This window comes from Micromonospora sp. II, assembly GCF_001709195.1.
Lineage (GTDB): Bacteria > Actinomycetota > Actinomycetes > Mycobacteriales > Micromonosporaceae > Micromonospora > Micromonospora chalcea.
This window is the reverse complement of record NZ_LYXF01000024.1, coordinates 148143-171036: the sequence shown is the minus strand read 5'-3', so window position 1 is coordinate 171036 and position 22894 is coordinate 148143. Positions and strand designations below refer to the sequence as shown.

18 protein-coding genes and 2 riboswitches are annotated in these 22894 nt (G+C 72.4%); of the genes, 7 read left to right on the top strand and 11 right to left on the bottom strand.

The window, feature by feature from the left end; genetic code table 11:
- Window positions 1-23: 23 nt before the first annotated feature.
- The 6 genes from A8711_RS12700 to A8711_RS12675 are packed head-to-tail and all read left to right on the top strand — an operon-like array spanning window position 24 to window position 7879.
- On the top strand, window positions 24-953 hold the full coding sequence (locus tag A8711_RS12700; RefSeq protein WP_064445469.1) for a sugar ABC transporter permease: 930 nt from the start codon (window positions 24-26) through the stop codon (window positions 951-953).
- Entirely contained in the window at window positions 950-1888 is a 939-nt protein-coding gene (locus A8711_RS12695) for a carbohydrate ABC transporter permease (protein WP_233607833.1), read from the top strand. Before A8711_RS12700 ends, A8711_RS12695 begins: the two co-directional genes overlap by 4 nt.
- 42 nt (window positions 1889-1930) lie before the next feature.
- A complete protein-coding gene (locus A8711_RS12690) occupies window positions 1931-3574 on the top strand; it encodes an extracellular solute-binding protein (protein ID WP_069088313.1) in 1644 nt (547 codons plus the stop codon).
- Window positions 3571-5097: a xylan 1,4-beta-xylosidase gene (locus A8711_RS12685; protein WP_069088312.1), complete on the top strand. Its 1527-nt coding sequence runs from the start codon at window positions 3571-3573 to the stop codon at window positions 5095-5097. The genes A8711_RS12690 and A8711_RS12685 overlap by 4 nt, the downstream gene beginning before the upstream one ends.
- Window positions 5094-5783, top strand: coding sequence for a DUF624 domain-containing protein (locus A8711_RS12680; protein ID WP_069088311.1), 690 nt, complete (start codon window positions 5094-5096; stop codon window positions 5781-5783). The genes A8711_RS12685 and A8711_RS12680 overlap by 4 nt, the downstream gene beginning before the upstream one ends.
- The gene (locus A8711_RS12675) at window positions 5780-7879 is read left to right on the top strand and encodes an alpha-glucuronidase (RefSeq protein ID WP_069088310.1); all 2100 of its coding nucleotides are present in this window, start codon (window positions 5780-5782) and stop codon (window positions 7877-7879) included. Before A8711_RS12680 ends, A8711_RS12675 begins: the two co-directional genes overlap by 4 nt.
- A gap of 11 nt (window positions 7880-7890) precedes the next feature.
- On the opposite strand, the gene manD is transcribed toward A8711_RS12675, so the two are convergent.
- Both manD and A8711_RS32440 read right to left on the bottom strand, forming a co-directional pair.
- Entirely contained in the window at window positions 7891-9099 is a 1209-nt protein-coding gene (gene manD / locus A8711_RS12670) for a D-mannonate dehydratase ManD (RefSeq protein WP_043322904.1), read from the bottom strand.
- An 84-nt stretch (window positions 9100-9183) separates the two neighbouring features.
- Window positions 9184-9354, bottom strand: a complete 171-nt coding sequence (locus A8711_RS32440; protein ID WP_013287071.1) for a hypothetical protein — start codon at window positions 9352-9354, stop codon at window positions 9184-9186.
- 417 nt (window positions 9355-9771) lie between these two features.
- Between A8711_RS32440 and A8711_RS12665 the strand changes: the two genes are divergently transcribed.
- Window positions 9772-11313: an RICIN domain-containing protein gene (locus tag A8711_RS12665; RefSeq protein ID WP_069088309.1), complete on the top strand. Its 1542-nt coding sequence runs from the start codon at window positions 9772-9774 to the stop codon at window positions 11311-11313.
- 20 nt (window positions 11314-11333) lie between these two features.
- Here A8711_RS12665 and A8711_RS12660 read toward each other — a convergent pair whose 3' ends face one another.
- The 9 genes from A8711_RS12660 to A8711_RS12620 form a co-directional block, all read right to left on the bottom strand.
- Window positions 11334-12188 (bottom strand): ECF transporter S component, encoded by an 855-nt coding sequence (locus A8711_RS12660; protein ID WP_051610840.1) that lies wholly within the window; start codon window positions 12186-12188, stop codon window positions 11334-11336.
- A complete protein-coding gene (locus tag A8711_RS12655; RefSeq protein ID WP_069088308.1) occupies window positions 12185-13816 on the bottom strand; it encodes an ABC transporter ATP-binding protein in 1632 nt (543 codons plus the stop codon). The genes A8711_RS12660 and A8711_RS12655 overlap by 4 nt, the downstream gene beginning before the upstream one ends.
- Window positions 13813-15057 carry a CbiQ family ECF transporter T component gene (locus A8711_RS12650; protein ID WP_069088659.1) on the bottom strand — a complete coding sequence of 415 codons (1245 nt, stop codon included), beginning with the start codon at window positions 15055-15057 and terminating at the stop codon, window positions 13813-13815. The genes A8711_RS12655 and A8711_RS12650 overlap by 4 nt, the downstream gene beginning before the upstream one ends.
- Window positions 15050-15955 (bottom strand): hypothetical protein, encoded by a 906-nt coding sequence (locus tag A8711_RS12645; protein ID WP_069088307.1) that lies wholly within the window; start codon window positions 15953-15955, stop codon window positions 15050-15052. The genes A8711_RS12650 and A8711_RS12645 overlap by 8 nt, the downstream gene beginning before the upstream one ends.
- Window positions 15952-17406: a prenyltransferase/squalene oxidase repeat-containing protein gene (locus A8711_RS12640; protein ID WP_069088306.1), complete on the bottom strand. Its 1455-nt coding sequence runs from the start codon at window positions 17404-17406 to the stop codon at window positions 15952-15954. Before A8711_RS12640 ends, A8711_RS12645 begins: the two co-directional genes overlap by 4 nt.
- A gap of 135 nt (window positions 17407-17541) precedes the next feature.
- A riboswitch (cobalamin riboswitch) is annotated at window positions 17542-17679 on the bottom strand.
- Window positions 17680-17764: 85 nt separating this feature from the next.
- Window positions 17765-18217 (bottom strand): hypothetical protein, encoded by a 453-nt coding sequence (locus A8711_RS12635; protein ID WP_176722815.1) that lies wholly within the window; start codon window positions 18215-18217, stop codon window positions 17765-17767.
- Window positions 18218-18285: 68 nt separating this feature from the next.
- On the bottom strand, window positions 18286-19329 hold the full coding sequence (locus A8711_RS12630) for a peptidase (protein WP_069088304.1): 1044 nt from the start codon (window positions 19327-19329) through the stop codon (window positions 18286-18288).
- Window positions 19330-19426: 97 nt separating this feature from the next.
- Window positions 19427-19563: riboswitch (cobalamin riboswitch) on the bottom strand.
- A 201-nt stretch (window positions 19564-19764) separates the two neighbouring features.
- A complete protein-coding gene (locus tag A8711_RS12625; protein ID WP_043322890.1) occupies window positions 19765-20925 on the bottom strand; it encodes an alkaline phosphatase PhoX in 1161 nt (386 codons plus the stop codon).
- A 214-nt stretch (window positions 20926-21139) separates the two neighbouring features.
- Window positions 21140-22774, bottom strand: a complete 1635-nt coding sequence (locus tag A8711_RS12620; protein ID WP_069088303.1) for an Ig-like domain-containing protein — start codon at window positions 22772-22774, stop codon at window positions 21140-21142.
- Window positions 22775-22894: the final 120 nt, after the last annotated feature.

Sequence of the window (22894 nt, the reverse complement as noted above, 5' to 3'; positions counted from 1 at the left end):
CGACGGTCAGGGGGAGGACGAGCTTGGCAGCCCCGACCCCGCGCAGTCGCCGTACGCCCTGGCGGCGGGCCCTGCGCCGGGACTGGCAGCTCTACTCGCTCGCAGTCCTGCCGCTGCTGTTCTTCCTGACGTTCCGCTACCTGCCGATGCTCGGCAACGTGATCGCGTTCCGGCGCTTCCAGCCGGGCGGCAGCCTCTTCGGCGAGTACTGGACCGGGCTGCGGTACTTCCGGTTGTTCTTCACCGACCCGACCTTCTGGAGCGTGTTCACAAACACGCTGGTGCTGGGCGCGCTGACGCTGGTGTTCTGCTTCCCGCTGCCGATCGTGCTCGCGCTGCTGCTCAACGAGGTGCGCAACCGCGCGCTCAAGCGGTTCGTCCAGTCGGTGTCCTACCTGCCGCACTTCCTGTCGATAGTGATCGTGGCCGCCATGGTCCTCCAACTGCTGTCGGTGGACGGCACGGTGAACCAGATGGTGCGCGCCGTGGGCGGCGAGCCGGTCGCGTTCATGCAGCAGGCCGGATGGTTCCGGACGATCTACGTCTCCTCCGAGGTCTGGCAGACCGTCGGCTGGGGCACCATCCTCTACCTCGCCGCGCTCACCACCGTCGACGGCGACCTGTACGAGGCGGCCCGCATCGACGGCGCCAACAGGTGGCGGCAGACCTGGCACGTGACGCTGCCGGGGATCCGGCCGACGATGGTGACGCTGCTGATCCTCAACATCGGCACCTTCATGGCCGTCGGCTTCGAAAAGATCCTGCTGCTGTACAACCCGCTCACCTACCCGACGGCGGACGTGATCTCGACCTACCTGTACCGGGTGGGCATCGTCTCCGGGAACCTCAGCTACGCCGCCGCCATCGGCCTGTTCGAGTCCGTGATCGGGCTGACGCTGGTGCTGTCGGCGAACGCGATCTCCCGGCGCACGGTGGGGACGAGCCTGTGGTGAGCACGCAGGCCCGCGCCCAGGCCCGTACACGGAAACCGGCGGCCCGGCCGCGTGGCCCCCGGCCCACCCGCGGCTACCGGGTCTTCCAGGTGGTGAACGCCCTCGTGCTGACCGGCGTCGTGGTGGTGACCCTGTATCCGTTCCTCACCATCGTGGCCCGCTCGCTCAGCGACAACGCGTACATCGTCGCGGGCGAGGTGAACCTCGTGCCGCGGGGGTTCAACCTGACCGCGTACCGGGTGGTGACGTCGGACCCGACGTTTTGGGTCAGCTACCGCAACACCGTCTTCTACACGGTGGTCGCCACGCTCGTCTCCGTCGTGCTGACCACCTGCTATGCCTACGTGCTGTCGAAGAAACACCTGCGGGGCCGGACCGCGCTGGTCGGGATCGCCGTGTTCACCATGTTCTTCACCGGCGGCCTGATCCCCAACTACGTCCTGGTCACCAGCCTCGGGCTGAAGAACACGGTGTGGGCGATCGCCCTGCCCAACGCGATAAACGTGTTCAACCTGCTGGTGATGAAGGCGTTCTTCGAGAGCCTGCCGGTCGAGCTGGAGGAGGCGGCCGCGGTCGACGGGCTGAACACGTACGGCACGCTGCTGCGGATCGTCCTGCCGCTGTCGAAGGCGATGGTCGCCACGATGGTGCTGTTCTACGCCGTCTCGTTCTGGAACTCGTGGTTCGCCGCGTTCCTCTACATGGACCGGCAGGACCTGCTCCCGGTGACGGTCTATCTGCGCAACCTCATCGCGGGCGCGACCGACGCCACGCAGACCGGCGGCGGCCTCGGCAGCGCAGGCGACGTCGTCCAGTCCGCCGCCACCATCCAGTCCGTGACGATCGTGCTGACGATCCTGCCGATCCTCGCGGTCTATCCCTTCATCCAGCGCTATTTCGTCTCCGGAATCATGCTCGGCGCCGTGAAGGGATAGCCGCCGCCCGCACCACCACCCCACCACCGGAAGGAAGAACCCATGGCCCAGCTGTCCCGGCGCCAGGTACTGCTCGCCAGCGGCGCGGCCGCCGTCGTCGCCCTGGCGGGTTGCGGCGACGACACCCCGGACAAGAAGGACCTCGACCGCAACCGTACGGGCGCGATGGACAAGTACGGCATCGGCGACCAGTTCAAGGCCACCGAGCCGGTCACGTTCTCGATCCTCTACAACAACCACCCGAACTACCCGCTTAAGCCGGAGTGGCTGTTCTGGACCGAGCTGGCCGGGCGGACGAACGTCAAGCTGGACCCGGTCGCCGTGCCGCTGAGCGACTACGAGCAGAAGCGCAGCGTGCTGGTCGGCTCCGGTGACGCCCCGATGATCATCCCGAAGACCTACCACCCGCAGGAGAACTCGTACGTCTCCTCCGGCGCGATCCTGCCGGTCAGCGACTACCTCGACCTGATGCCGCACTTCAAGGACAAGATCGAGAAGTGGAAGCTCCAGCCGGAGATGGACACGCTCCGGCAGGAGGACGGCAAGTTCTACCTGCTGCCCGGCCTGCACGAGAAGCCCTGGCAGGACTACACGCTCGCGGTCCGCACCGACGTGCTGGAGCAGCTGAAGATCCCGTCCCCGACCACCTGGGACGAGGTGTACGCCATGCTCAAGGCGATGAAGGCGGCCCACCCGGACGTCATCCCGTTCTCCGACCGTTTCGGCAAGCCCAACCCGGCCGGCAACCTGCTGAACATGCTGGCCCTCGCGCACGGCCTGCCCGGCGCCGGCTGGAACTACCAGCCGACGAGCTGGGACTCCGGGGCCGGGAAGTACGTCTTCACCGGCGCCTCGGACGGCTACCGGCAGGTGGTGGAGTACCTCCACAAGCTGGTCGCCGAGGGGCTGCTCGACCCGGAGACGTTCACCCAGACCGACGACCAGGCCCGGCAGAAGCTCGCCAGCGGCAAGTCCTTCGTGATCAGCACGAACGCGCAGACCCTGGTGAACGACTACCGCCCGGACATCGCGAAGATCAACCCGAACGCCCGGCTCGGCAAGATCCTCTTCCCGGTCGGGCCGGCCGGAGCGGTCAACCCGGCGACCCGGCTGGAGAACGGCGTGATGATCTCCAGCAAGGCGCGCGACGGCAAGAACTTCGTGGCCATGATGCAGTTCGTCGACTGGCTTTGGTACTCCGACGCCGGCCAGGAGTTCGCCAAGTGGGGCGTCGAGGGAACCACGTACACCAAGGACGGCTCGGGCAAGCGCACCCTCGCCCCGGACGTCAACGTCATCGGCCTCAACCCCAAGGGCACCAAGCACCTCCAGAAGGACTTCGGCTTCTACAACGGCGTCTTCGCCTACGGGGGCAAGCTCGACCTGGTGCAGTCGTTCTTCTCGCCCGAGGAACTGGAGTTCCAGAAGGAGATGAACGCCCGCAAGGCCGCGCCCTGGGTGACTCCGCCACCGGCGCCGCTCAGCGACTCCGAGCGGGAGCAGACGACGCTGTGGGCGACCGCGCTGAAGGACCACGTCACCCAGAACACGCTGAAGTTCGCCCTCGGCCAGCGGCCGCTGAGCGAGTGGGACGCCTACGTCTCGGAGCTGAAGGGCAAGAACGCGCAGGCCTACATCGACCTGGTCAACAAGGCGTACGACCGGTACCGCAAGAACCACGGATGACGCGGCTCCTCGTCCCCGACCGGCCTGCCGGCCGGCTGACCGACGCCTGGCGTACCTGCGTGGGCACCGGCCGGTTCGACCTGGCTCTGCGACGTGACTATCAGGACTCGCTGGCGCTGGTGCAGCAGGACATCGGCTTCCGGCACATCCGCGGCCACGGGCTGCTCAGCGACGGCGTCGGCGTGCACCGCCCGTACGAATACCGGGGCGAGCGCCGGGTGCGGCACGCCTTCACCTACGTGGACCAGGTCGTCGACGCGTACCTCGCGCTGGGCATCCGGCCCTTCGTGGAGCTGGGGTTCATGCCCTCGGCGCTCGCCTCCGGCGACCAGACCGTGTTCTGGTGGCGGGGAAACGTGACGCCTCCGGAGTCGTACACCGAATGGGGTGACCTGGTGCGCGCGACGGTGGCCCACCTGGTCGACAGGTACGGCCTCGACGAGGTGCGCGGCTGGCCGATCGAGGTGTGGAACGAGCCCAACCTGCCGGCGTTCTGGCAGGGCGCCGACCAGGACGCCTACCACCGCCTGTACGAGGTCTCGGCGCACGCCGTCAAGGACGTCGACGCGGCGCTCCAGGTCGGCGGCCCGGCCCTGTCCCCCGGCGCCGACGAGTGGCTGAAGCCGTTCGCCGAGTTCGTCACCGACCGCGACGTGCCTGTCGACTTCGTCAGCCGGCACGCCTACACCTCCGGCCCGGCGCGGCACCTGCCGTTCGGCACCCGGCAGACCCTGGCTCCGGCCACGGAGCTGCTGGAACAGTTCGCCGCGCCCCGCCGGCACCTGGCCGGCACCGCGCTGGCCGACCACCCGGTGCACATCACCGAGTTCAACTCCTCCTACCGGCCGGACAACCCGATCCACGACACGGCCTTCCACGCCGCCTACCTCGCTCCGGTGCTGGCCGGCGGCGGGGATCTGGTCGACTCCTTCTCCTACTGGACCTTCAGCGACGTGTTCGAGGAGGAGGGGGTGCCGACCGCGCCGCTGCACGGCGGCTTCGGCCTGCTCACCCACCGGCAGATCAAGAAACCCACCTACCATCTGTACGCGTTCATGGCCCGGCTCGGCGACGAGGTGCTCGCGCGCGGGCCGGACCATCTCGTCACCCGGCACCCCGACGGCCGGGTCGCGGTCCTGGCCTGGGCCCCGGTGGACGTCACCGGCCGCGAGCCGGTACCCGAGCGGCACACCCTGTCGCTGTCGGTTCCGATCGGCCCGCCGGGCACCGCGTCGGCGTTCCTGCTCCGCTCGGCAGTGAGTGAGGACGCCGGCAACACCTTCGCGGCCTGGCGGGAGATGGGCAGCCCGCACTCACCCCGGCCACGGCAGCTCGACGCGTTGCGGGAGGCCGCCGAGCCGGCCCGTACCCATCGGGCAGTGCCGGTCGCGGGCGGGCGGGCGGACCTCGACCTCGACCTCGCCCGGCACGAGGTGACTCTCGCCGAGCTGACCCCGGTGGTGGACGAGACGCCGCCGTGGTGGGACGACAGGTTGCTCGACCCGCACGAGGACCGACGGTGACCGGCGCGACCGGCGGGCTGCGGGAGTTCGGCGACGGGCCGTTGTCGCGGGCCGCCGCGACGGTCCACACCCTGCTCGTGGTCGAACTGCTGCTCCTGGTGAGCACGCTGCCCGGTCTGGCCGTGCTCGTGCTGCTCGACCGCGACAGCAGCAACCTTCCGCTGGTCGCCGCCGCCGCGCTGCCGGTCGGTCCGGCCGTCTCGGCCGCGTTGTACACGCTGCGGCACCAGCGCCCCGACCTGACCGATCTCCGTCCCGCCGCCRCGTTCCGCCGGGCCTACCGGGCCAACCTGGCGGGCGTGCTGCGCGTCTGGGCGCCGACGCTGCTGTGGCTCGCAGTCATCGCGGTCAACCTGGCGAACCTGCCCGCCGCCGCCGTCCCCGGCTGGTGGGCCGTGCCGCTCGTCGTGGTCGGGGCGGGGGTGATCCTGGTCGGGGTCAACGCGCTGGTGATCGTCTCGCTGTTCACCTTCCGCACCCGCGACGTGCTCCGGCTCGCCGTCTACTACGTGGCGCGCAAGCCCGGCGTCACAATCGGCAACGTCGCGCTGCTGGTCGCCGCCGCCGGCGTCACCGCGGTGTTCTCCGAGGCGGTGCTCGCCCTGCTCGCAGCGCTCCTGGTGCTGGCGCTGCTGCGGATCGGTGCTCCCATGATCGACGACATCCGGGCGGAGTTCACCGCGTGAGCGTCCCGGTCACCGGCCGCTTGTCGGCCGACAGCGGCGAGTCGGCCTGGCACGCCGCCTGGCTACCGACTGCGGCGTTCCGTGAGCTCGGTTCCCGGCCGGTGCTGGTGCACGGCGACGGGCTCCTGGTCGACACCGTCCTCGACGAGGTGAGCCGGGCCTGCGCCCGCTACGGCGGACGGCTCTGGCACGGGCCACCGTGGCCTGTCGACGCCGACCTGGTGCTGGCCCTGCGCGGCGCCGGCCCGGTGCCGAACGCGGCGGCGGAGACGGTCCGGCTCGGCGCGACACCGGCGGTGAACGGCACCGGCGACGGCGCGCTCGGCGACGAGGGGTACCTGCTGACGCGGGCCAGCGGCGTGACAGTGGTCCTCGCCGACGCGCCGGCCGGCCTGCTGTACGGGATGTTCCACGTGGTCCGGCTCGGCGCGGCGGCCTTCCACGACGACCTTCCGGCGCGGCGGCACCGGCCGGCACTGGACCGGCGGATGCTCGACCACTGGGACAACGTGGCCCTGCACCCGGTGTCGGGCCAGGTCGAGCGGGGCTACGCCGGCGGCTCTCTGTTCTGGCGCGACGGCGCCGCCCGGCACGAGCCCGCCCGGCTCCGCGACTACGCCCGCCTGCTCGCCGCCTGCGGCGTCAACGCGATCTGCGTGAACAACGTCAACGTGCACGACACCGAGGCGCTGCTGCTGACCGACCGGCTCGGCGACGTCGCGGAGATCGCCGAGGTGTTCCGCCCGTACGGCATCCGGGTGCATCTGGCGGTGACCTTCGCCGCCCCGGTGGTCCTCGGCGGCCTGCCCACCGCCGATCCGCTGGACGAGCGCGTACGGGACTGGTGGGCCGCCGCCACCCGGCGGGTGTATCAGCGGATTCCCGACTTCGGCGGCTATCTGGTGAAAGCCGACTCCGAGGGCCGGCCCGGCCCGTTCGCGTACGGGCGCGACCACGCCGACGGCGCGAACCTGCTCGCCGAGGCGCTCGCACCGCACGGCGGCGTGGTGCGCTGGCGGGCGTTCGTCTACGACCACCACCAGGACTGGCGGGACCGGTCGACCGACCGGGCCCGGGCCGCCCACGACCACTTCGCGCCGCTGGACGGACGATTCGCCGACAACGTGATCGTCCAGGTGAAGTTCGGCCCGATCGACTTCCAGCCACGCGAACCGGTGTCCCCGGTGCTCGCCGCGATGCCTGCTACCCGGCTGGCGGTGGAGGTGCAGGCGACGCAGGAGTACACCGGCCAGCAGCGGCACGTCTGCTACCTCGGACCCTGGTGGAGCGAGGTGCTGCGGTTCCGGCCCCACGGCGCGGCCGGCGACACGATCGCCGACGTGGCGGGCGCCGGTGGCGGCCTGGTCGCCGTGTCCAACGTGGGCGACGACCCGTTCTGGACCGGGCACCCGCTGGCTCAGGCGAACCTGTACGCCTTCGGCCGGCTCGCCTGGGATCCGCTGCTGGATCCCGGCGCGATCCTCGACGAGTGGATCGACCTGACGTGGCTGCCGGTGACCTCCGGCGACCCGGAAGCGCTGCGGCGCACGATGCACGCGATCATGGACGATTCCTGGCGCACCTACGAGCGCTACACCGCCCCGCTCGGCGTCGGGTTCATGGTGCGGCCCGGCCACCACTACGGCCCGGACGTGGACGGCTACGAGTACACCCAGTGGGGCACCTACCACTTCGCCGACCGCGACGGCGTCGGGGTGGACCGGACCCGGGCGACCGGAACCGGCTTCACCGGCCAGTACCCGCCGCCGTGGTCGGAGGTGTACGAGTCCCGCGACCGCTGCCCCGACGAGCTGTTGCTGTTCTTCCATCACGTCCCGTACCGGCACGTGCTGCACAGCGGCCGTACCGTGATCCAGCACATCTACGACACCCACTTCGCCGGGGTCGAGGAGGTGGCGGCGATGCGGGAGCGGTGGCGGCTCCTCGCCGGGGCCCTCGCCCCGGCCGTCCACGACCGGGTGGCCGAGCGCCTCGACGAGCAGCTCCGCAGCGCCGTCGAGTGGCGCGACCAGATCAACACCTACTTCTTCCGCAAGTCCGGGGTGCCGGACGCGCACGGTCGCCGCATCCACTGAACCGGCGCGCTTCACCAGGGGTGCACGGTGCCGTCCGTCAGCCGGTTCACCGGCAGGTAGGCCGGCGCGTACGGGTAGCGGGCCGCGGCCTGCTCGTCGATGTCCACGCCGAGCCCCGGAGTCTCGGCCGGATGCAGGTAGCCGCCGTCGTAGTGGTAGCCGTGCGGGAACACCTCGTCCGTCGCCTCGGTGTGCCGCATGTACTCCTGCAGACCGAAGTTGGGGATGGCGATGTCCAGGTGCAGCGCGGCGGCCATGCAGACCGGGGAGAGATCGGTGGCGCCGTGCGAGCCGCTGCGGACGTGGTGCAGCGCGGCAAGGTCGAAGATGCGTCGCAGGTGGGTGATCCCGCCGGCGTGGACCACAGTCGTACGGACGTAGTCGATGAGCTGTTCCCGGATGAGCTGGGCGGCGTCCCAGATGCTGCTGAAGACCTCGCCGACGGCGATCGGCGTGGTGGTGTGCGAGCGGATGAGCCGGAAGCCCTCCTGCAGGTCCGCCGGGACCGGATCCTCCATCCAGGTCAGCGCGTACGGCTCCAGGCTCTTGCCGAGCCGCGCCGCCTCGATCGGGGTGAGCCGGTGGTGCACGTCGTGCAGCAGCCGGAGGGTGGGCCCGAACTCCTCGCGGACCCGGGCGAACACGCCCGGCACGTGGGCCAGGTACGCCTCGGTGGACCAGGTCGTCTCGGTCGGCAGCGCGGCGTCGGCGGGCTCGTAGAACATCTTGTCGGCGCTGACGCCGTACGTCCGGGGCAGGCCGGGCACGCCGCACTGCACCCGCACCGCGCGGTAGCCGAGGTCGACGAAACGGGCGACCTCGGTCAGCACCTCGTCGACCGTCTCGCCGTTGGCGTGCCCGTACACGGTCACGCCCTCGCGGGACCGGCCGCCGAGCAACTGGTAGACCGGCAGCCCGGCGACCTTGCCCTTGATGTCCCACAGCGCGGTGTCCACGGCGGCGACGGCGCTCATCGTGACCGGTCCGCGCCGCCAGTACGACCCCTGGTAGAGGTACTGCCAGGTGTCCTCGATCCGGGCCGGGTCGCGCCCGATCAGCAGCGGCACGACGTGGTCGCGCAGGTAGGACGCGACGGCCAGTTCCCGGCCGTTGAGGGTGGCGTCGCCGACTCCGGTGACTCCCTCGTCGGTCACGACCTTCAGGGTCACGAAGTTCCGGCCGGGGCAGGTCACTATCACCCGGGCGTCGACGATTCTCATCCGGTCTCCCCTGCGGTCCGCGCGCCGGTCACCGCAAGATTATCCACCATCGTCGATCTATTGGGCACCCCGGCGCCGGGCCGGTCAGGCCGGTTCGGGCACACCCCCGGGCTCCCCGTCGTCGGGCATCGGCTCGACCGGCGCCTCGGGCAGCTCGCCGGGCGTGTCCGGGAGGAGTTCGCCGGGGTCGTCCGGCACGTCCTCACGCGGGTCGATCGGCGGGTACACCTCGGGATCGAGGTCGGGGTTGGTCATCGACCCAGTATCCGACGCCTCGGCCGCGCCCGCCCGCCGAGCGCGCCGGCCCGACCAGCAACAGGAGGCCGGCGGCGATCCACTGGAGAACCATGCGCCTCATTGGATCACGAGGTCGACGCAGGGCCACGCCCCACCCCAGTACCCCGATCGCCACAGGGGACGACGCACATCGATGCCTTGACACTCCGGATGTGATCGCGAACACTTGTTCGCAACGCACATTTAACAGCCAGAAGGCATACCCCTGCCTCGGTGTCACGCACCCCGCCGCTGAAGCCCGCAGGTACGCCGCTCCACCGGCGTTAGCGCTAACAGCGCCCATCTCCAGAGGGACCTCACGACGGCCGGGACCACTACGGGCAGCAGCGGATTCGGCGGTCAGCCCGATGTCCGGAGCCAGAGAGGCTGGATCAGATGATCGACCACTTCCCGACGCGGACCACCTCGTCGCGGCGCCGCCCACCGGGCCCGTCACAGAGCACCAGGTCGCTGCGCCGGCTGCTGATCGTACTGGTGGCCGCGACGACGGCGATGGTCGGCGGCGTCGCCGTCGTGTCGTCGCCCGCCGTCGCCGCCACGAACCAGTTCCGAGGCATGAACTGGGCCGTGCTGGGTGACAACTTCAGCACCGGTCCCCTCGTCGTGCAGGGCCTCATCTCCTCCGACAGCAACGCGACGGTGCGGGCCAAGGCCAACGCCCTCTACGACGACATGGCTTCCACCATGGGCGTCAACACCGTCCGGCTACCCATCAACACCCACACGGTGGGAACGGCGTGGTGGGAGGCCTACCGGGGCGCCATCGACGCCGCCACCGCCCGCGGGTTCAAGGTCATCCTCGCCTACTGGGAGGACGGCGCCGCCTCCGGCGGCCGGATCACGAACCTCGCCGCCTGGAACGCGATGTGGTCCACGGTGACGAACACGTACGGCTCGAACTCCAACGTCTACTTCGAGCCGATGAACGAGCCCCACGGCTACAGCTCGACGGAGTGGCGCAACGTCGCTGCCAACTGGCTCAGCTACCACTATTCGGCGGTGCCCAGCCGGGTGCTCATCGGGGGCACCGGGTTCAGTCAGGACCTGCGCGACATCTGCAACGACAGCCGATTCGCCTCGACGCTGCTGTCGTTCCACCACTACGCATTCTTCTACGGCGAGATGACCTACGACGCCTTCCGGAGCCACATCCAGACCCGCCTCGGCAACTGCGCGTCGCGGGCGGTCGCCACCGAGTTCGGCGCACCCATGAACGACGGCCGCAACTACGCCGACGCGAACAGCACCGACAACTTCGTGCGCCACATCCGCGCCATGGCCCAGGTCATGCGCGACAACCGGATGGGCGGCACCTACTGGCCCGCGCTCGGCGGCAAGCCCGGCACCATCGGCTACGACTGGTACTCGATGTACTCGCTCAGCGGTAGCGGCACCGACCTCAACCTGACCGTCCGCAACACCTCCGGCGCCGACCAGATCCGGTACGCCTGGGGCGACACCATCGGCGGCGGCCCCACGACGCCCCCGCCGTCGACTGACACGTTCTACCGGATCACCGTGCGACACAGCGGCAAGGCCATGGACGTCCAGCAACCGAACACCGACAACGGCGCGCGCGTCGGCCAGTACACGTACAACGGCAACACGTGGCAACAGTGGCAGTTCCAGGACGCCGGCAACGGCTACTGGCGACTCGTCAGCCGCAACAGCGGAAAGTGCCTCGACGTCGTGAGCGCGTCCACCGCCGACGGCGCCGAACTGATCCAGTACACCTGCGGCACCGGCACCAACCAGCAGTTCCAGATGGTCACAGGCGGCAGCTACTTCCAACTCCGGGCACGGCACAGCGGCAAGTGCGTGGACGTACCGGCCGCATCGACCGCTGACGGTGCGGTCCTCAAGCAGTACGCGTGCAACACCGGCGCCAACCAGCAGTGGTCGCGTACGACCGTCTGACCGACCCTCCGGCCGGCGCCCTACGTCGCCTGCGAGGAGGACTGCGGGATGCCGGTCACCTTCGCCGCGGGCCTGTCGGACGCCGCGGCGAAGGTGACCGGCGCGCCGAACGCGGCCCGCCGGACGGCGCGGCGCAGCGCGGCGAGGACGGCAGGACCGGCGAGGACTATCGCCACGGCGGTGGTGATCGCGCGGCCGGTGTCCCAGCCGAAGGTGGACGTGACGGCGGTGAACAGGGCGAGACGGTGCAGGTTCTCCAGTACGGGGGCACCGGCGACGTAGGACAGCTGGGTGTCCGCGCCGACGCTGAACGGCCAGAACCACAGGTTCATCAGCAGGCCGTAGCCGTAGGCGGCGAGCATCCCGTACCCGGCCAGGACGGCGACCTCGGCGCGGCCGCGCAGCCGGGCCGGAAGCAGGCCGGCGCCGAGGCCGATCCACGAGGCGCAGAGCATCTGGAACGGCAGCCACGGCCCGACGCCTGCGGTGAGCAGGGCGGAGGCGAACAGCGACGTGGCACCGAGCAGGAACCCGAACCCGGGTCCGAAGACCCGGCCGGCCAGGACGAGCAGGAAGAACACGGTCTCGATGCCCGCGGTCCCCGCACCCAGGGGGCGCAGGGCGGCGTTGACGGCGGCGAGTACGCCGAGCATCGCCAGGGCTTTGCTGTCGATGCCGCCGGAGGTGAGTTCGGCGAGGACGAGCGCCACGAGTACCGGCAGCATGACGATGAAGACCAGCGGCGCCTCGCCGGTGCGGGCGGTGCTCTCCGGGTGTGCGGGGACGAAGAACGGCCAGGTGAAGGTGGCCAGCGCGGCGGCCGAGGCGAGGGTCAGCACCACAGCGGTACGCGGGGCGACCCGCAGCACGCTCATGCCGGTGCCCTGGTCTCGTCGAGCGCGGCGGCGACCTGTTCCACTGTCAGCCAGGGGGCAGGGGCGAGGACCTTGGCCACCTGCGGCGCGAACGCCGGCGAGGCGAGCATGACCTCTGCGGTGGTGCCGTCGGAGACGATCTCCCCTTCGGCCATCACGATCACCCGGTCGGCGAGGGTGGCGACGAGTTCGACGTCGTGGGTGGCGACCACCACGGCTCGGCCGCTGCCGGCCAGCATCCGGGCGACGGCGGTGAACTGCCGCTTGGCATGGTAGTCCAGGCCGCGGGTCGGCTCGTCGAGCAGGACCACCGGCGGAGCGGCGGTGAGCTGCACGGCGAGTGCGAGGGCGAGCCGCTGTCCCTCGGACAGGTCCCGGGGGTGCCGGTCACCGGGCAGTCCGGGGACGAGCTGGTCCACCAGCGCCCGGCAGGTGCCGGCCGGCACGCCGGTCTCCCGGTCGGCCTGGGCGCACTCCGCGTCGACTGTCTCCAGGTAGAGCAGGTCACCGGAGTCCTGCGGGACGAGGCCGACGTGCCGGCGGGCCTGACCGGCCGGCAGGGCCTTCGGGTCGACGGTGCCCTTCGGCCCGGTCACGGCGACGGTGCCGCCGTGGCGTGGGCCGCTGCCCTGCACCGCCCAGAGCAGGCTGGACTTGCCGGATCCGTTGCGGCCCATCAACGCGACGACCCGGCCGGCGCGCAGATCGATGTCGACGCCGGCCACCGCGACGGTGCCCGGATACCGTACGACGATCTTCCGCGCGGTCAGCGTGGGACCGGTGTCCGCGCCCGCCGGGACCGGCGGCGGCGCCACGCCGGCGAGCCGGTGCCGGAGGTCGGACGCCCGTCGGCGGGCGTCACGGACCGACAACGGCAGCGGTGTCCAGCCGGCGAGGCGACCCAGCTCGATCAGGGGTGGCGCGATGTCGATGTGGGCCAGCCCGGTCGCCGGCGTCCCGTCGTGGACATGGCCGTCGCCGGGCAGGTACAGCAGCCGGTCGGCGTACTGCAGGACGCGCTCCAGCCGGTGCTCGGCCAGCACCACTGTCACTCCGAGGTCGTGCACCAGCCGGGTGACGGTGGCGAGCACGTCCTCCGCGGCGGTGGGGTCCAGCGCGGAGGTGGGTTCGTCGAGCACCAGCACCCGGGGGTGCGCCGTGAGCACCGCGCCGATGGCGACCCGCTGTTGCTGACCGCCGGACAGCGTCCGCAGGGGCCGGTCGCGCAGGTCGGCGATGCCGAGCAGGTCCAGCGTCTCCTCCACCCGCTTGCGCATCACCGCGGGTGGCAGGGCGAGCTGCTCCATCCCGTACGCCAGTTCCTCCTCGACGGTGTCGGTGACGAAGCCGGCCAACGGGTCCTGGCCGACCACGCCGACGACGTCGGCGAGATCGCGCGGCGGATGCGTGCGGGTGTCCCTGCCGTCGACGGTGACGGCGCCGTGCAGGGTGCCGCCGGTGAAGTGTGGGACGAGACCGTTGATCGCCCGCAGCAGCGTCGACTTTCCGGCACCGGTACGGCCCGCGACCAGGCAGAGTTCACCTTCCTCGACGCGAAACGTCACATCCCGCAACGGTGGCGGGCCGCCCTCGGCATAGTGGACGGTGACCCGGTCGAAAGTGATCATGGGCGGTCTCCCGGTGTCGATGCCCTCGCGGCGCGCACTCCGTCTGCCGGCACGTCCGTGACGGGGATGGGCCGGTCCACCGCCGGCGGGCGTCCGGCACGTACCGTCGGCGGTGGTGGCGGCGCCAGCCAGGCGGGTGCCGCCGCGACGCCGACGGCGAGAAGCATCAGCGGGGTCAGCTGGGGCCAGGTGAGCGGGCTGACCGGCGGGTAGAGCAGTTCCGGGTCCACCGAGCCGGCGAGCATGGTCAGTGCCGCGGCGGCCACCCCGCAGCCGGCCACGAGCAGCTCGGCCGGGCGCCAGCGGTCCGGTCGGTACCGGCTACGGCGGACCCGGCGGCCGGCCAGCAGCATGCCGGTCACGGCGGCGGTCAGTCCGGCCAGGAGCATCGGCAGCCCCAGGTAGCCGGGTGCGGCGGTGTCGAGCAGCCCGTAGGTGCCGGCGCAGACGCCGACCAGCCCGCCGAGGACGAGCGCCCCGGTGACGGTTCGCTGCCCGGCGGGCACCGCCGCGGTGCGGCCGTAACCACGGGAGTCCATCGCGGCCGCGAGGGCCAGGGACCGGTCCAACGCGTCGGCCAGCACCGGCAGGGCGATCCCGCGCAGCGCCCTCATCCCGCGGGCGGACGCGCCGCGCAGCCGCCGGGCCCGGCGGACCCGTAGCACGCTCTCCACCAGCTGCGGGGCGACCGACAACGCGACCACGACGGCGGTGCCGATCGCGTACAGCGCTCCGGGTACGGCCTTGAGCAGCCGCTTCGGGTTGGCCAGGGCGTTCGCCGCACCGAGGCAGATCAGCATCGTCGCCAGCCGCAGCCCGTCGTAGAAGCCACCGAGGATCTGCTCGGCGGCGACCGGTCCGAACAGGCGGATGCCCGCCGCCCACGCGGGCAGCGGGATCTCCGGCAGCCGGACCAGGATGTGGTCGCCCTGGCCGCCGCCGAACACGATCCGGAACACCACCCGCATCGTGACGATCACCGCGCCGAGCCAGACGTACATGCGGAACGCCAACGCCCACGGCGCGTCGCCCCGGCGGCGCACCACCACCAGACCGGCGACGGCGACGAGCAGGGCCAGCGGCAGCGGATTCGTGGTGTGGCTGGCCGCGGTGGCCAGGCCGAGCGCCCACAGCCACCATGCGCCCGGGTGCAGCCCCCGGGGCAGCCACCACACCGGCCACCGGCCCGGCAGACGACGGGCGTCGGCCGGCCGCGACCCGGTGACCGTGACGTCAGTCATCCGGGTCGGCGGCACGGCGTCGTCGGGCCGCGACCAGCGCGCCGGTGGCGAGCAGGGCGAGCAGAAGCACCCCGGCGATCGTGCCCAGTGGCAGGCCGTCGTCGTCACGGGACGCGGCGACATCCGTCACCACCGGCTCGTCGGAGGAGCCCTGCGGTGCCGTGCCGGTGGCGGCGCCCGGCGTCGCCGTCAGGGTCGGCGTACCGGCCGTCGGTGACGTGCCGGCGGAGGTCGGCGGGCCGACGGAGACCGGCGGGCCGGAGGTGCCGCCCGGCCGGGTGGGCTCGCCGGGCCGGCCACCGGCGACCGGCGGCGGTGCGACGGTTCCTCCCGCCGGTGGTGGCGCCGCCGGCTCACCGCCCGTGGGCGGCGGCGGCGGTGGTGGCGGTGGCGGTGGCGGGGCGGGGCGTTTCGGCGCGACGCCGGGACGGGGCGCGTCGTCGGCGTTGCGGTTGAGGGAGAACGACCAGCCCTCGAAGCTGCCGGCCGCCGGCTTGCGGTTGAGCACGCCCTTGTCGCTGTACGTCCAGCTGCCGCCGTTCGGGGCGTGCCAGTACGACCAGTAGGCGCTCGCAGGCGGGGTGTCGACGCACTTCTCCGTCGCGGCCGACGGCTTGCCGTCGATCCGGCAGATGAACCCCTCGCCCCAGCGCAGGGTTCCGGTGATCGGGAAGCCCGCGTTCTTGAGCGCCGCGAGGCCGGTGGCCTGGGTGCCCGACGCGCACCGCACCACCGTCCCGCCGCCGAGTTCGTTGAAGTCCACCACGACTGTGACCCCGGAGGCGTCCGGGCAGTAGCCGGCCGACCCGGCGGCCACCGCAGGACTGCCCGGTCCGATCGTGGTGCAGGCGGTGACCAGGGCGACGGCCAGCGCGGCACGGGCGGCGCGGAGGCTCATCCCGCCCGCCGTCGGCCGAGCACGAGCAGTGTCACTCCGCCACCGATCAGCAGCAGCGCGATCAGCAGGTAGCTACCGATCGCCACGCCGGTCGTCGGCAGCCCGCCCGGCCCGGACGCGGCCGGGGTCGTGATCGGCGGCGCGGCGGTGGCCGGCGCCGCGGTCGTAGGCGCGGGTGTCGCCGCAGGGCTGGTCACGCTCGGCGTCGGGCCGGCGGTGCCGGTCGGTGGAGGCGACGTGGTGAGCGTGGGAGACGCGGAGGGCGTGGACGGCGCGGTGGGCGAGGCCGTGCCGGTCGGGGTGGGAGTCGACGGGGGCGGCGGGTCGAGGCCGATCCGGCCCAGCGGGACCTGGGCCAGCCCGAGCAGGGCCTGCGCGGTGGCCCGGCGCCACTGGTCCCGGTCGGTGTCGGTGATCCCGGCCGCCGCGGCAGCCGTGAATCCGTCGGTGTTGTAGGCGATCGCGCCGGCGTCGGCGGAGGCCGCGCCACCGTTGCCCGCGGTGAGCTGCAGCGCGGCCAGGGCCGTCGCCGCCCGGGCGGCCTCGTCGTCGCGGCCGGCGGCGGCGAGGGCCTGCCCGGCCAGGCCGGTACTGTTGGAGTTCGCGCCGGTGGTGGGTCCCGAGCCGCCGAAGGAACCGTCGGCGTGCTGCTGGGTGACCAGCCAGTCGGCGCCCTTGCGGGCGGCGTCGCCGGCGCCCGTGGCGCCGTCCTCGGCGGCGGCCAGCAACGCCTGCACGGCCATCGCGGTCGAGTCGACGTCGAGGGTGGCGCCGGGCTGGTCGTCGCAGGACGGCGACGGCCCGTCGGCGGCGTCCGGGTAGAGCCGGAAGCCGCCCGCCGCGCACTGCTGCCGGATCAGGAAGTCCACCGGATCCTGTGGCAGGTCGCCGCTGCGGGCCAGGCCGAGCACGGCGAAGGACTGGTCGAAGGTGTTGCTGGCGTCCGGGCCGCTGTCGGCGGTGGTACGGCTGGTGATCCGTCCCCGCTGGTGCCCGGCGTCGGCCGTGGCGATCAGCGACAGGGTTTCCGCCCGCAGGTCGTAGCCGCCGAAGTCGGTGGGGTCCGCGTCGGCGGCGGCTGCGGCATAGAGCAGTTTGGCGGTGGCCCCGCCGTCGGTGAAGCCCTCGATGCCCCAGTCGTCGTAGCTGTTGTAGGACCGTACATGCTTTGCGACCTGCGCGGTTGCCGCCTGCCGGGTCTGCGCGTCGACGCCGGTGGCGGACAGCGCGACCAGACCGTCGATTGTCAGCCCCCAGTCCTCGGGGGTGAACGGTCCGGGCAGCGAACCGTTCTTGAACTCACCGGCCAGCCAGGACGCGGCGTCGCGGGCGGCGGTGACGTGGGCCGGGGCGGGTGCCGCGGCCACGGTGAGCGGGGCGCTGGTGATCGTGGCGAGAGTTGTCGCCGTGGCGATTCCGAGACCGATGGTGAGACGCCGGGACAGTGGCATCAGGGTGCCTTTCGCGGAGCGGTCGGTGAAAGCTCCGGGAAGCGCCCCGAGAAACGGACACCCCGCTCCGCGTGCTGCGGTGGGCGGGGTGGTCGGACCTCGGCGGCCCGGACTTCACCCTGTAGACCTCGACAGTGGAAGCCGCTCGTCCCGGGCGGGGCATTCCGGCTCGCGAAAGGGACTCTCGCTCACGGTTGCGGGTCAGCGCCGGCTTCGAACCGGCTTCCCCCCACACGGGACGTATGCAGTTGTGCCCGGCGCACCGGGTGCCGACACCGTACCGCCCGGGCGCGCGACGACGCCAGAGCAGCTGCCGGTACCCGGTGCGCCGCTGGTCACACCGTTCGCAGCCGACGGTTCAGGGAGCGGCGATGCTCGGCGGGGCGCCGGCGCCGAAGGACCAGCCCTCGACGCTGCCCGGCGCGGGGTTGTAGCCGGTCGCCCCCGACGTGCTGTAGGACCAGGAGCCGCCGCTGGACGCGTGCCAGTACGACCAGTACGCGGTGGCCGGCGGGGTGTTGACGCACGGCTCGGTCGCGGCGGTGGGCTTGCCGTTGATCCGGCAGACGAAGGCCAGGCCCCAGCGGGCGGTGCCGGTGACGGTGAAGCCGGCGGCCTGAAGCGCGGCCAGGCCGGTGGCCGGATCGCCCGGCGCACAGGCGACCTGGACGCCGCCGCCGAGCGCGGCGAAGTCGACGACCACAGTGACTCCCGAGGTGCCGACGCAGGCGGCGGCGTGCGCCGACCGGGGCGCGGGTTCGACTGCGGTCAGCGCGACGCCGGCCACGACGGCGGCCAGCAGGCCGGCCATCCAGGTGCGGGCGGTGGGACGGTGACGGAACACGGGTCCTCCTGTGATCGGGTGAGCGGCGAGGCGGTTCACGGGCAGGCGAGCGCCGGTGCGCCGGGGTCGGCGCCGGCTGCGGACAGACGGGCGTACCCGATCCCGGTGAGACCGAGGACGGCCTGGGCGGTGGCCCGGGGCGCGGTGGCCGGGTCGAAGCCGCCACCGTCGAAGTCGACGGCGCCCCGGTCCGCGGGCGCCCCGGCGCAGCCGACCTGGAGTCCGGCGAGGAACGCCCGGGACCGCGCCCAGGCCGGCAGCCGGTGACCGTCGCGCAGGGCCTGCGCGGCGAGGCCGGTGCTGTTGGCGTTCGGTGTGCCGGCCGCGTTGGCGAAGCCGCCGTCGGCACGCTGAACGGACACCAGCCAGCGCAGCCCGGCGGCGGCGTCGGCCGGACGGTCCGCGGCGCGCAGCGCCTGCGTCACGAGCGCGGTGGCGTCCACGTCGGACGTGCAGACCGGTTGGGCGGGCAGCAGCGGGTAGCCGCCGTCCGGGCATCGGGTGCCGGCCAGCCAGGCGGCCGCCGCCGGTGGCGCCCCGGCCGCCGTACGGTCCAGCGCCAGCAGCGCGAAGGACTGGCTGAACGCGTTGCTGTAGTCGCCGTACGCGGACCGGTCGCTGAACCGGCCGGCCGGCGTCTGCAGCGAACGCAGCCGGGCGATCAGGTCCACCCCGGCGACGTCGGCCGGGTCGCCGCCGCGCACCTGCACGGCGAGGGCGAGCTTGGCGGTCGCGCCCGCGTACGCCTCGGAGACGCCGTCGCCGAGATAGCCGTCGCGGATGTCCGGCCGGGTGACCCAGGCCAGCGCGCCGGCGCCGTGGTCGTCGGCCACGCCGGCGGCGGCGAAGGCGAACACGGCGTCGAGGGTCAGCCCCTGGTCGGGGTAGGCGACACCGTCGAAGACCGCCTCGAAGCGTTCGCCGTCGACGAGTTGCCGGGCGAGCCAGCCGGCGGCGGCCTCCGGGCGGGTGAGGGCGGCGCGATCGGGGGCGGCGACGGCCGGTGTGGTGAGGGTGAGGGCGGCGAGTACGCCGCAGAGGAGCGCGAGCAGGCGGTGCCGGCTTCGGCGGACGACCATCGGAAGCGCCTTTCCGGCCCGGCGGTCGTCGAAAGCCCGGACGGCCGCAGTACGCGGGGGCGTCCGGGACTCCGACCCGTGGGCCACGACGGGTGGGGAGCGGTTGCACGCGTACGACGGGTATTCGGGCTCGCCGCCGCAGAGTTCTCTGGGCGGCCTACCGTTGCGGGCCAGCGCCGGATTTCGACCGGTCTTCCCCCGCACGTACACGCGGTGGTTGAGTTGTCGCGACAGTCTGCTGTGGCCGGTGCGCCGATGTCAATGCGCCAGGAACCGGCCACGTGCCGTGACGGCCGGCGGAATCGGCGGTTTCACACCCCGACGTCGAGAGGCCGTCGTCCCGGCGCGTCCGCGTGGAGCACGCCGGTGAAGGACGCCCGGTGAGGACCGGGCGTCCCTCACCGTGTGGTCACTGCCGGCGGGACCGGGAGCCGGTCAACGGCGGAACGGACCGGTGACGCAGTAGGTGATGCCGCCGGAGGACGAGCCGGTCGTGCCGCGTTGCGAGGAGAAGTACAGCCGGTCCCCCGCCGGGGTGAACGCCGGCCCGGTGATCTCCGAACCGCTCTGTCCGGTGATCCGCAGGAAGACCGAGATCTTGTCGTCCGGCGTGATCATGCAGATCTCCATGTTCCCGCCGTCCTCGGCGACGTAGAGGTCCCCGGCCGTGGACCCGGTGATGTTGTCGACCCCGGTCAGCGGAGGGGCGCCCGGACTGACCAGGTTGTCGTCGTAGGCGAGCTCGTACGTGCCGGCGGCCAGGTTGACCTGCCACACGCGGTTGTCGCCCTTCGTGGTGAACCAGACGGTGTCGTCCGCGTAGTGACAGCCCTCGCCACCGTTGAACGTCTTCGCGCCGGACACCTGCTGCCGGGTCGGGGTGGGCGAGCCGTCCGGATCGGGCACCGTGGCCCAGGTGAACGTGCCGGAGGTGGCCGTACCGGCGCGGAGGACCTGGAGGGTTCCGGCGGACAGGTCGCCCCAGGTGGCCGGCACGAAGCGGTAGAACTTGCCGTCGGTCTCGTCCTCGGTCAGGTAGACCACGCGGCGGACCGGGTCGGCCGCGGCCGCCTCGTGCTTGAACCGGCCCATCGCGGGACGCGCCACCGCGGTCCCGCCGAGAGGGTACGTCTCGAAGACACGTCCCAGGGACACCTCCTCGCAGGAGAGCCAGGTGTTCCACGGTGTCTTGCCACCGGCGCAGTTGTTGTTGGTGCCGGAGAGGATCCGCGACGCCCCGACCACGGCCCCGCTGGAGTTGAAAACGAGTCGCGAGACGCCGCCACCCGCACCGGCCGACACCTCGGAGTTCGACACGTAGATCCAGCCGCTGCCGTTCGCGAACACGGCGCCACCGTCCGGAGCGTCGTGCCAGGTGTACGACGTCCCCGGCACCGTCCGCCGGGAACGCGCGACGATCGAGCTGGTGAACCCGGCCGGCAACTGGATGCCGTTGGCGTCGGCTGCCTGAAGCCCGCCGTAGGGCCCCGCCGCGTTCTGTGCCGGGGCTCCGTACGCCGCCGACCACGCCGTGAACGGCAGGGCGAGGGCGCCCGCACCGACAACGGTGGCCCGCAACATCGTTCGACGATCCATGGAACCTCCTCCGTAGGTTCCATGGATCCGACCGTGTGGAGCTTACGCACGCCGATCTGTTGGATGAACGTCGATGGACGGCTCGATGTGCGATGTCCCGCCCACGCCGACCCGGTCGAGGGGTCGTACGGGTAGGAGAGGCAGCGGCACCAACCAGCAGTGGGCGCGCGCGGCCGTCTGACCGGCCCTCCGGCCGCGGCCTCCCCTCCCCCGGTCACCGGCGCAGGTGGCCGATGCCGTGCTGGTCGAGCCAGGCGACAGTCCGCGGTACGAACGTCGGCGCCCCCGAGCCGGCGCTGACGTCGGTGGCGACCAGCGGCACCTGGGCGGCGACCGGGAGCAGCGTGGACCGCCAGCAGGCCGGCGTGGCGCAGGCCGAGCGGTCGTCGACGCGCCAGGCGGCGGCCACGCTGCGGCCGTCCGGGTCAGCCGGGCGATATTCCAGCCACCGGCTCAGATCGTTGCCGCCGTCGATCCCGGCGGCGAGGACCAGGTTGAACGAGCCCTGGACGCGAAGCAGGCGGATCTGCTCCTGCACGCCGAAGTTCGGCAGACCGGCGCCGGCGCACTCGGATCCGCCGTCGCGCCAGCAGGTCCAGACCGCCGCGGGATCGGTGCCGCCGGCCGCCGGGAAGTCGTACGGCGAGATGTCGAAGACCACTGCGTTGTCGTCGCCGAACACCTCCGCCGCCGCGCTCCAGAACGTGCGGGTGGCGGAGATGTCGCTCTGCCGCAGCGACACGACGGGTGTGATGCCGGCCCCGACGAGCCGGTCGACGTACCGGGCCGCCTCGTCGAGGTAGCCGACGCGGTTCTGCCGATCGGCAGGGCTGCCGGTGTAGGCGTAGCAGGCGTCGCTCAGCACGACCCGTACCGCGTTGACGCCGCGGGCCCGCAGCGCGCCTACCGACGCGTCGTCGACCGGGCCGTCCCAGTGGATCGGTCCCCATGCGCATTCGCCGGGCGCGGCCGACCGGATGATTCCACGGGGCCGGTACGGCCTCGGACTGGCTGTGACCGTGAGGATGCGGTTGCCGAACGCCTTCAGCGCAGGCGCGGCGCCGGGCGCCTGCGGCGGGAGCACCCGGATGCCGCGGACCTCGGCGGTGGCCTGGGCGCCGCTGCTGTCGTAGGCGGTGGCGGTGACGCGGGTGCCGCTGTTCGGCGGCACGCCGCGCCAGTCGAACGCGTACGGCGCGGTGGTGTCCACGGCGAGCAGCCTGCCGCGCTCGCGGAACTCGACCCGCTCGATCCGCCGGCCGGGCGCCGCCGTGGCCTCGGCACGGATCGGGATGACGCCCGGCGCGGCGAAGAAGTCATTGGGCAGGGGCGAGGTGAGCGCCACCGACGGCCCGCCCGGCAGTGGGCTGGGCCGCGGGCTCCCCGAGGCCGGCGGCGGCGACGAGCCGGTCGGGTCGGCGCCGTCCCCGTCGCACGGCTGGCCGCTCAACACCCAGTCGGTCGGCTCGGGGTCGGCACCCTGGTAGTTGCCGCCGAACCGCACCGTCACCGAGGCGCCGGTCGGCAGCGTGGATCCCGCCGGCGGACGGAGCATGGTCATCGGATACATCTCGCCGCTGCCCAGCGTGTATCCGTCCGGCAGCCGGTCGAGGCCCATGGTGATCGTCTGACCGTTCGCCTGCCGGAACCGCAGCCACCAGTCGGTGACGGGAGCGCCCAGGTTGGTGACGGTGAGCTCGGCCCAGAAGCCGCTGGACCACTCCCGGGTGATGGTGTAGTCCACCGTGCACGCCGTCGCGGCGTAGGCCGGCCGCAGCGCCATCGTCATGGCCCCGCCGACGACGACCGCGGCTGCTGTAGCCAGCGCGAAGATCCTGCGTCGCATCATGCCCCCGTAACATCGACATACATCACTTCATGCAGCCTCGGCGCTCCGGGCACGGCCTGTCAAGGGCTGAACCGGGCCCGGGCCGGGCGGGACGACGAGCCGTCCCGCCCGGTCGCGTGG

What these genes read in the sequence shown, in the direction of transcription:
- A8711_RS32440 (WP_013287071.1), bottom strand. Translation starts at nt 9,354, where the DNA reads ATGACCAACCCCGACCTCGATCCCGAGGTGTACCCGCCGATCGACCCG.
- A8711_RS12625 (WP_043322890.1), bottom strand. Translation starts at nt 20,925, where the DNA reads ATGGATCGTCGAACGATGTTGCGGGCCACCGTTGTCGGTGCGGGCGCC.
- A8711_RS12640 (WP_069088306.1), bottom strand. Translation starts at nt 17,406, where the DNA reads ATGCCACTGTCCCGGCGTCTCACCATCGGTCTCGGAATCGCCACGGCG.
- A8711_RS12655 (WP_069088308.1), bottom strand. Translation starts at nt 13,816, where the DNA reads ATGATCACTTTCGACCGGGTCACCGTCCACTATGCCGAGGGCGGCCCG.
- A8711_RS12665 (WP_069088309.1), top strand. Translation starts at nt 9,772, where the DNA reads ATGATCGACCACTTCCCGACGCGGACCACCTCGTCGCGGCGCCGCCCA.
- A8711_RS12630 (WP_069088304.1), bottom strand. Translation starts at nt 19,329, where the DNA reads ATGGTCGTCCGCCGAAGCCGGCACCGCCTGCTCGCGCTCCTCTGCGGC.
- A8711_RS12635 (WP_176722815.1), bottom strand. Translation starts at nt 18,217, where the DNA reads ATGGCCGGCCTGCTGGCCGCCGTCGTGGCCGGCGTCGCGCTGACCGCA.
- A8711_RS12660 (WP_051610840.1), bottom strand. Translation starts at nt 12,188, where the DNA reads ATGAGCGTGCTGCGGGTCGCCCCGCGTACCGCTGTGGTGCTGACCCTC.
- A8711_RS12620 (WP_069088303.1), bottom strand. Translation starts at nt 22,774, where the DNA reads ATGATGCGACGCAGGATCTTCGCGCTGGCTACAGCAGCCGCGGTCGTC.
- A8711_RS12645 (WP_069088307.1), bottom strand. Translation starts at nt 15,955, where the DNA reads ATGAGCCTCCGCGCCGCCCGTGCCGCGCTGGCCGTCGCCCTGGTCACC.
- A8711_RS12650 (WP_069088659.1), bottom strand. Translation starts at nt 15,057, where the DNA reads ATGACTGACGTCACGGTCACCGGGTCGCGGCCGGCCGACGCCCGTCGT.
- A8711_RS12690 (WP_069088313.1), top strand. Translation starts at nt 1,931, where the DNA reads ATGGCCCAGCTGTCCCGGCGCCAGGTACTGCTCGCCAGCGGCGCGGCC.
- manD (WP_043322904.1), bottom strand. Translation starts at nt 9,099, where the DNA reads ATGAGAATCGTCGACGCCCGGGTGATAGTGACCTGCCCCGGCCGGAAC.
- A8711_RS12685 (WP_069088312.1), top strand. Translation starts at nt 3,571, where the DNA reads ATGACGCGGCTCCTCGTCCCCGACCGGCCTGCCGGCCGGCTGACCGAC.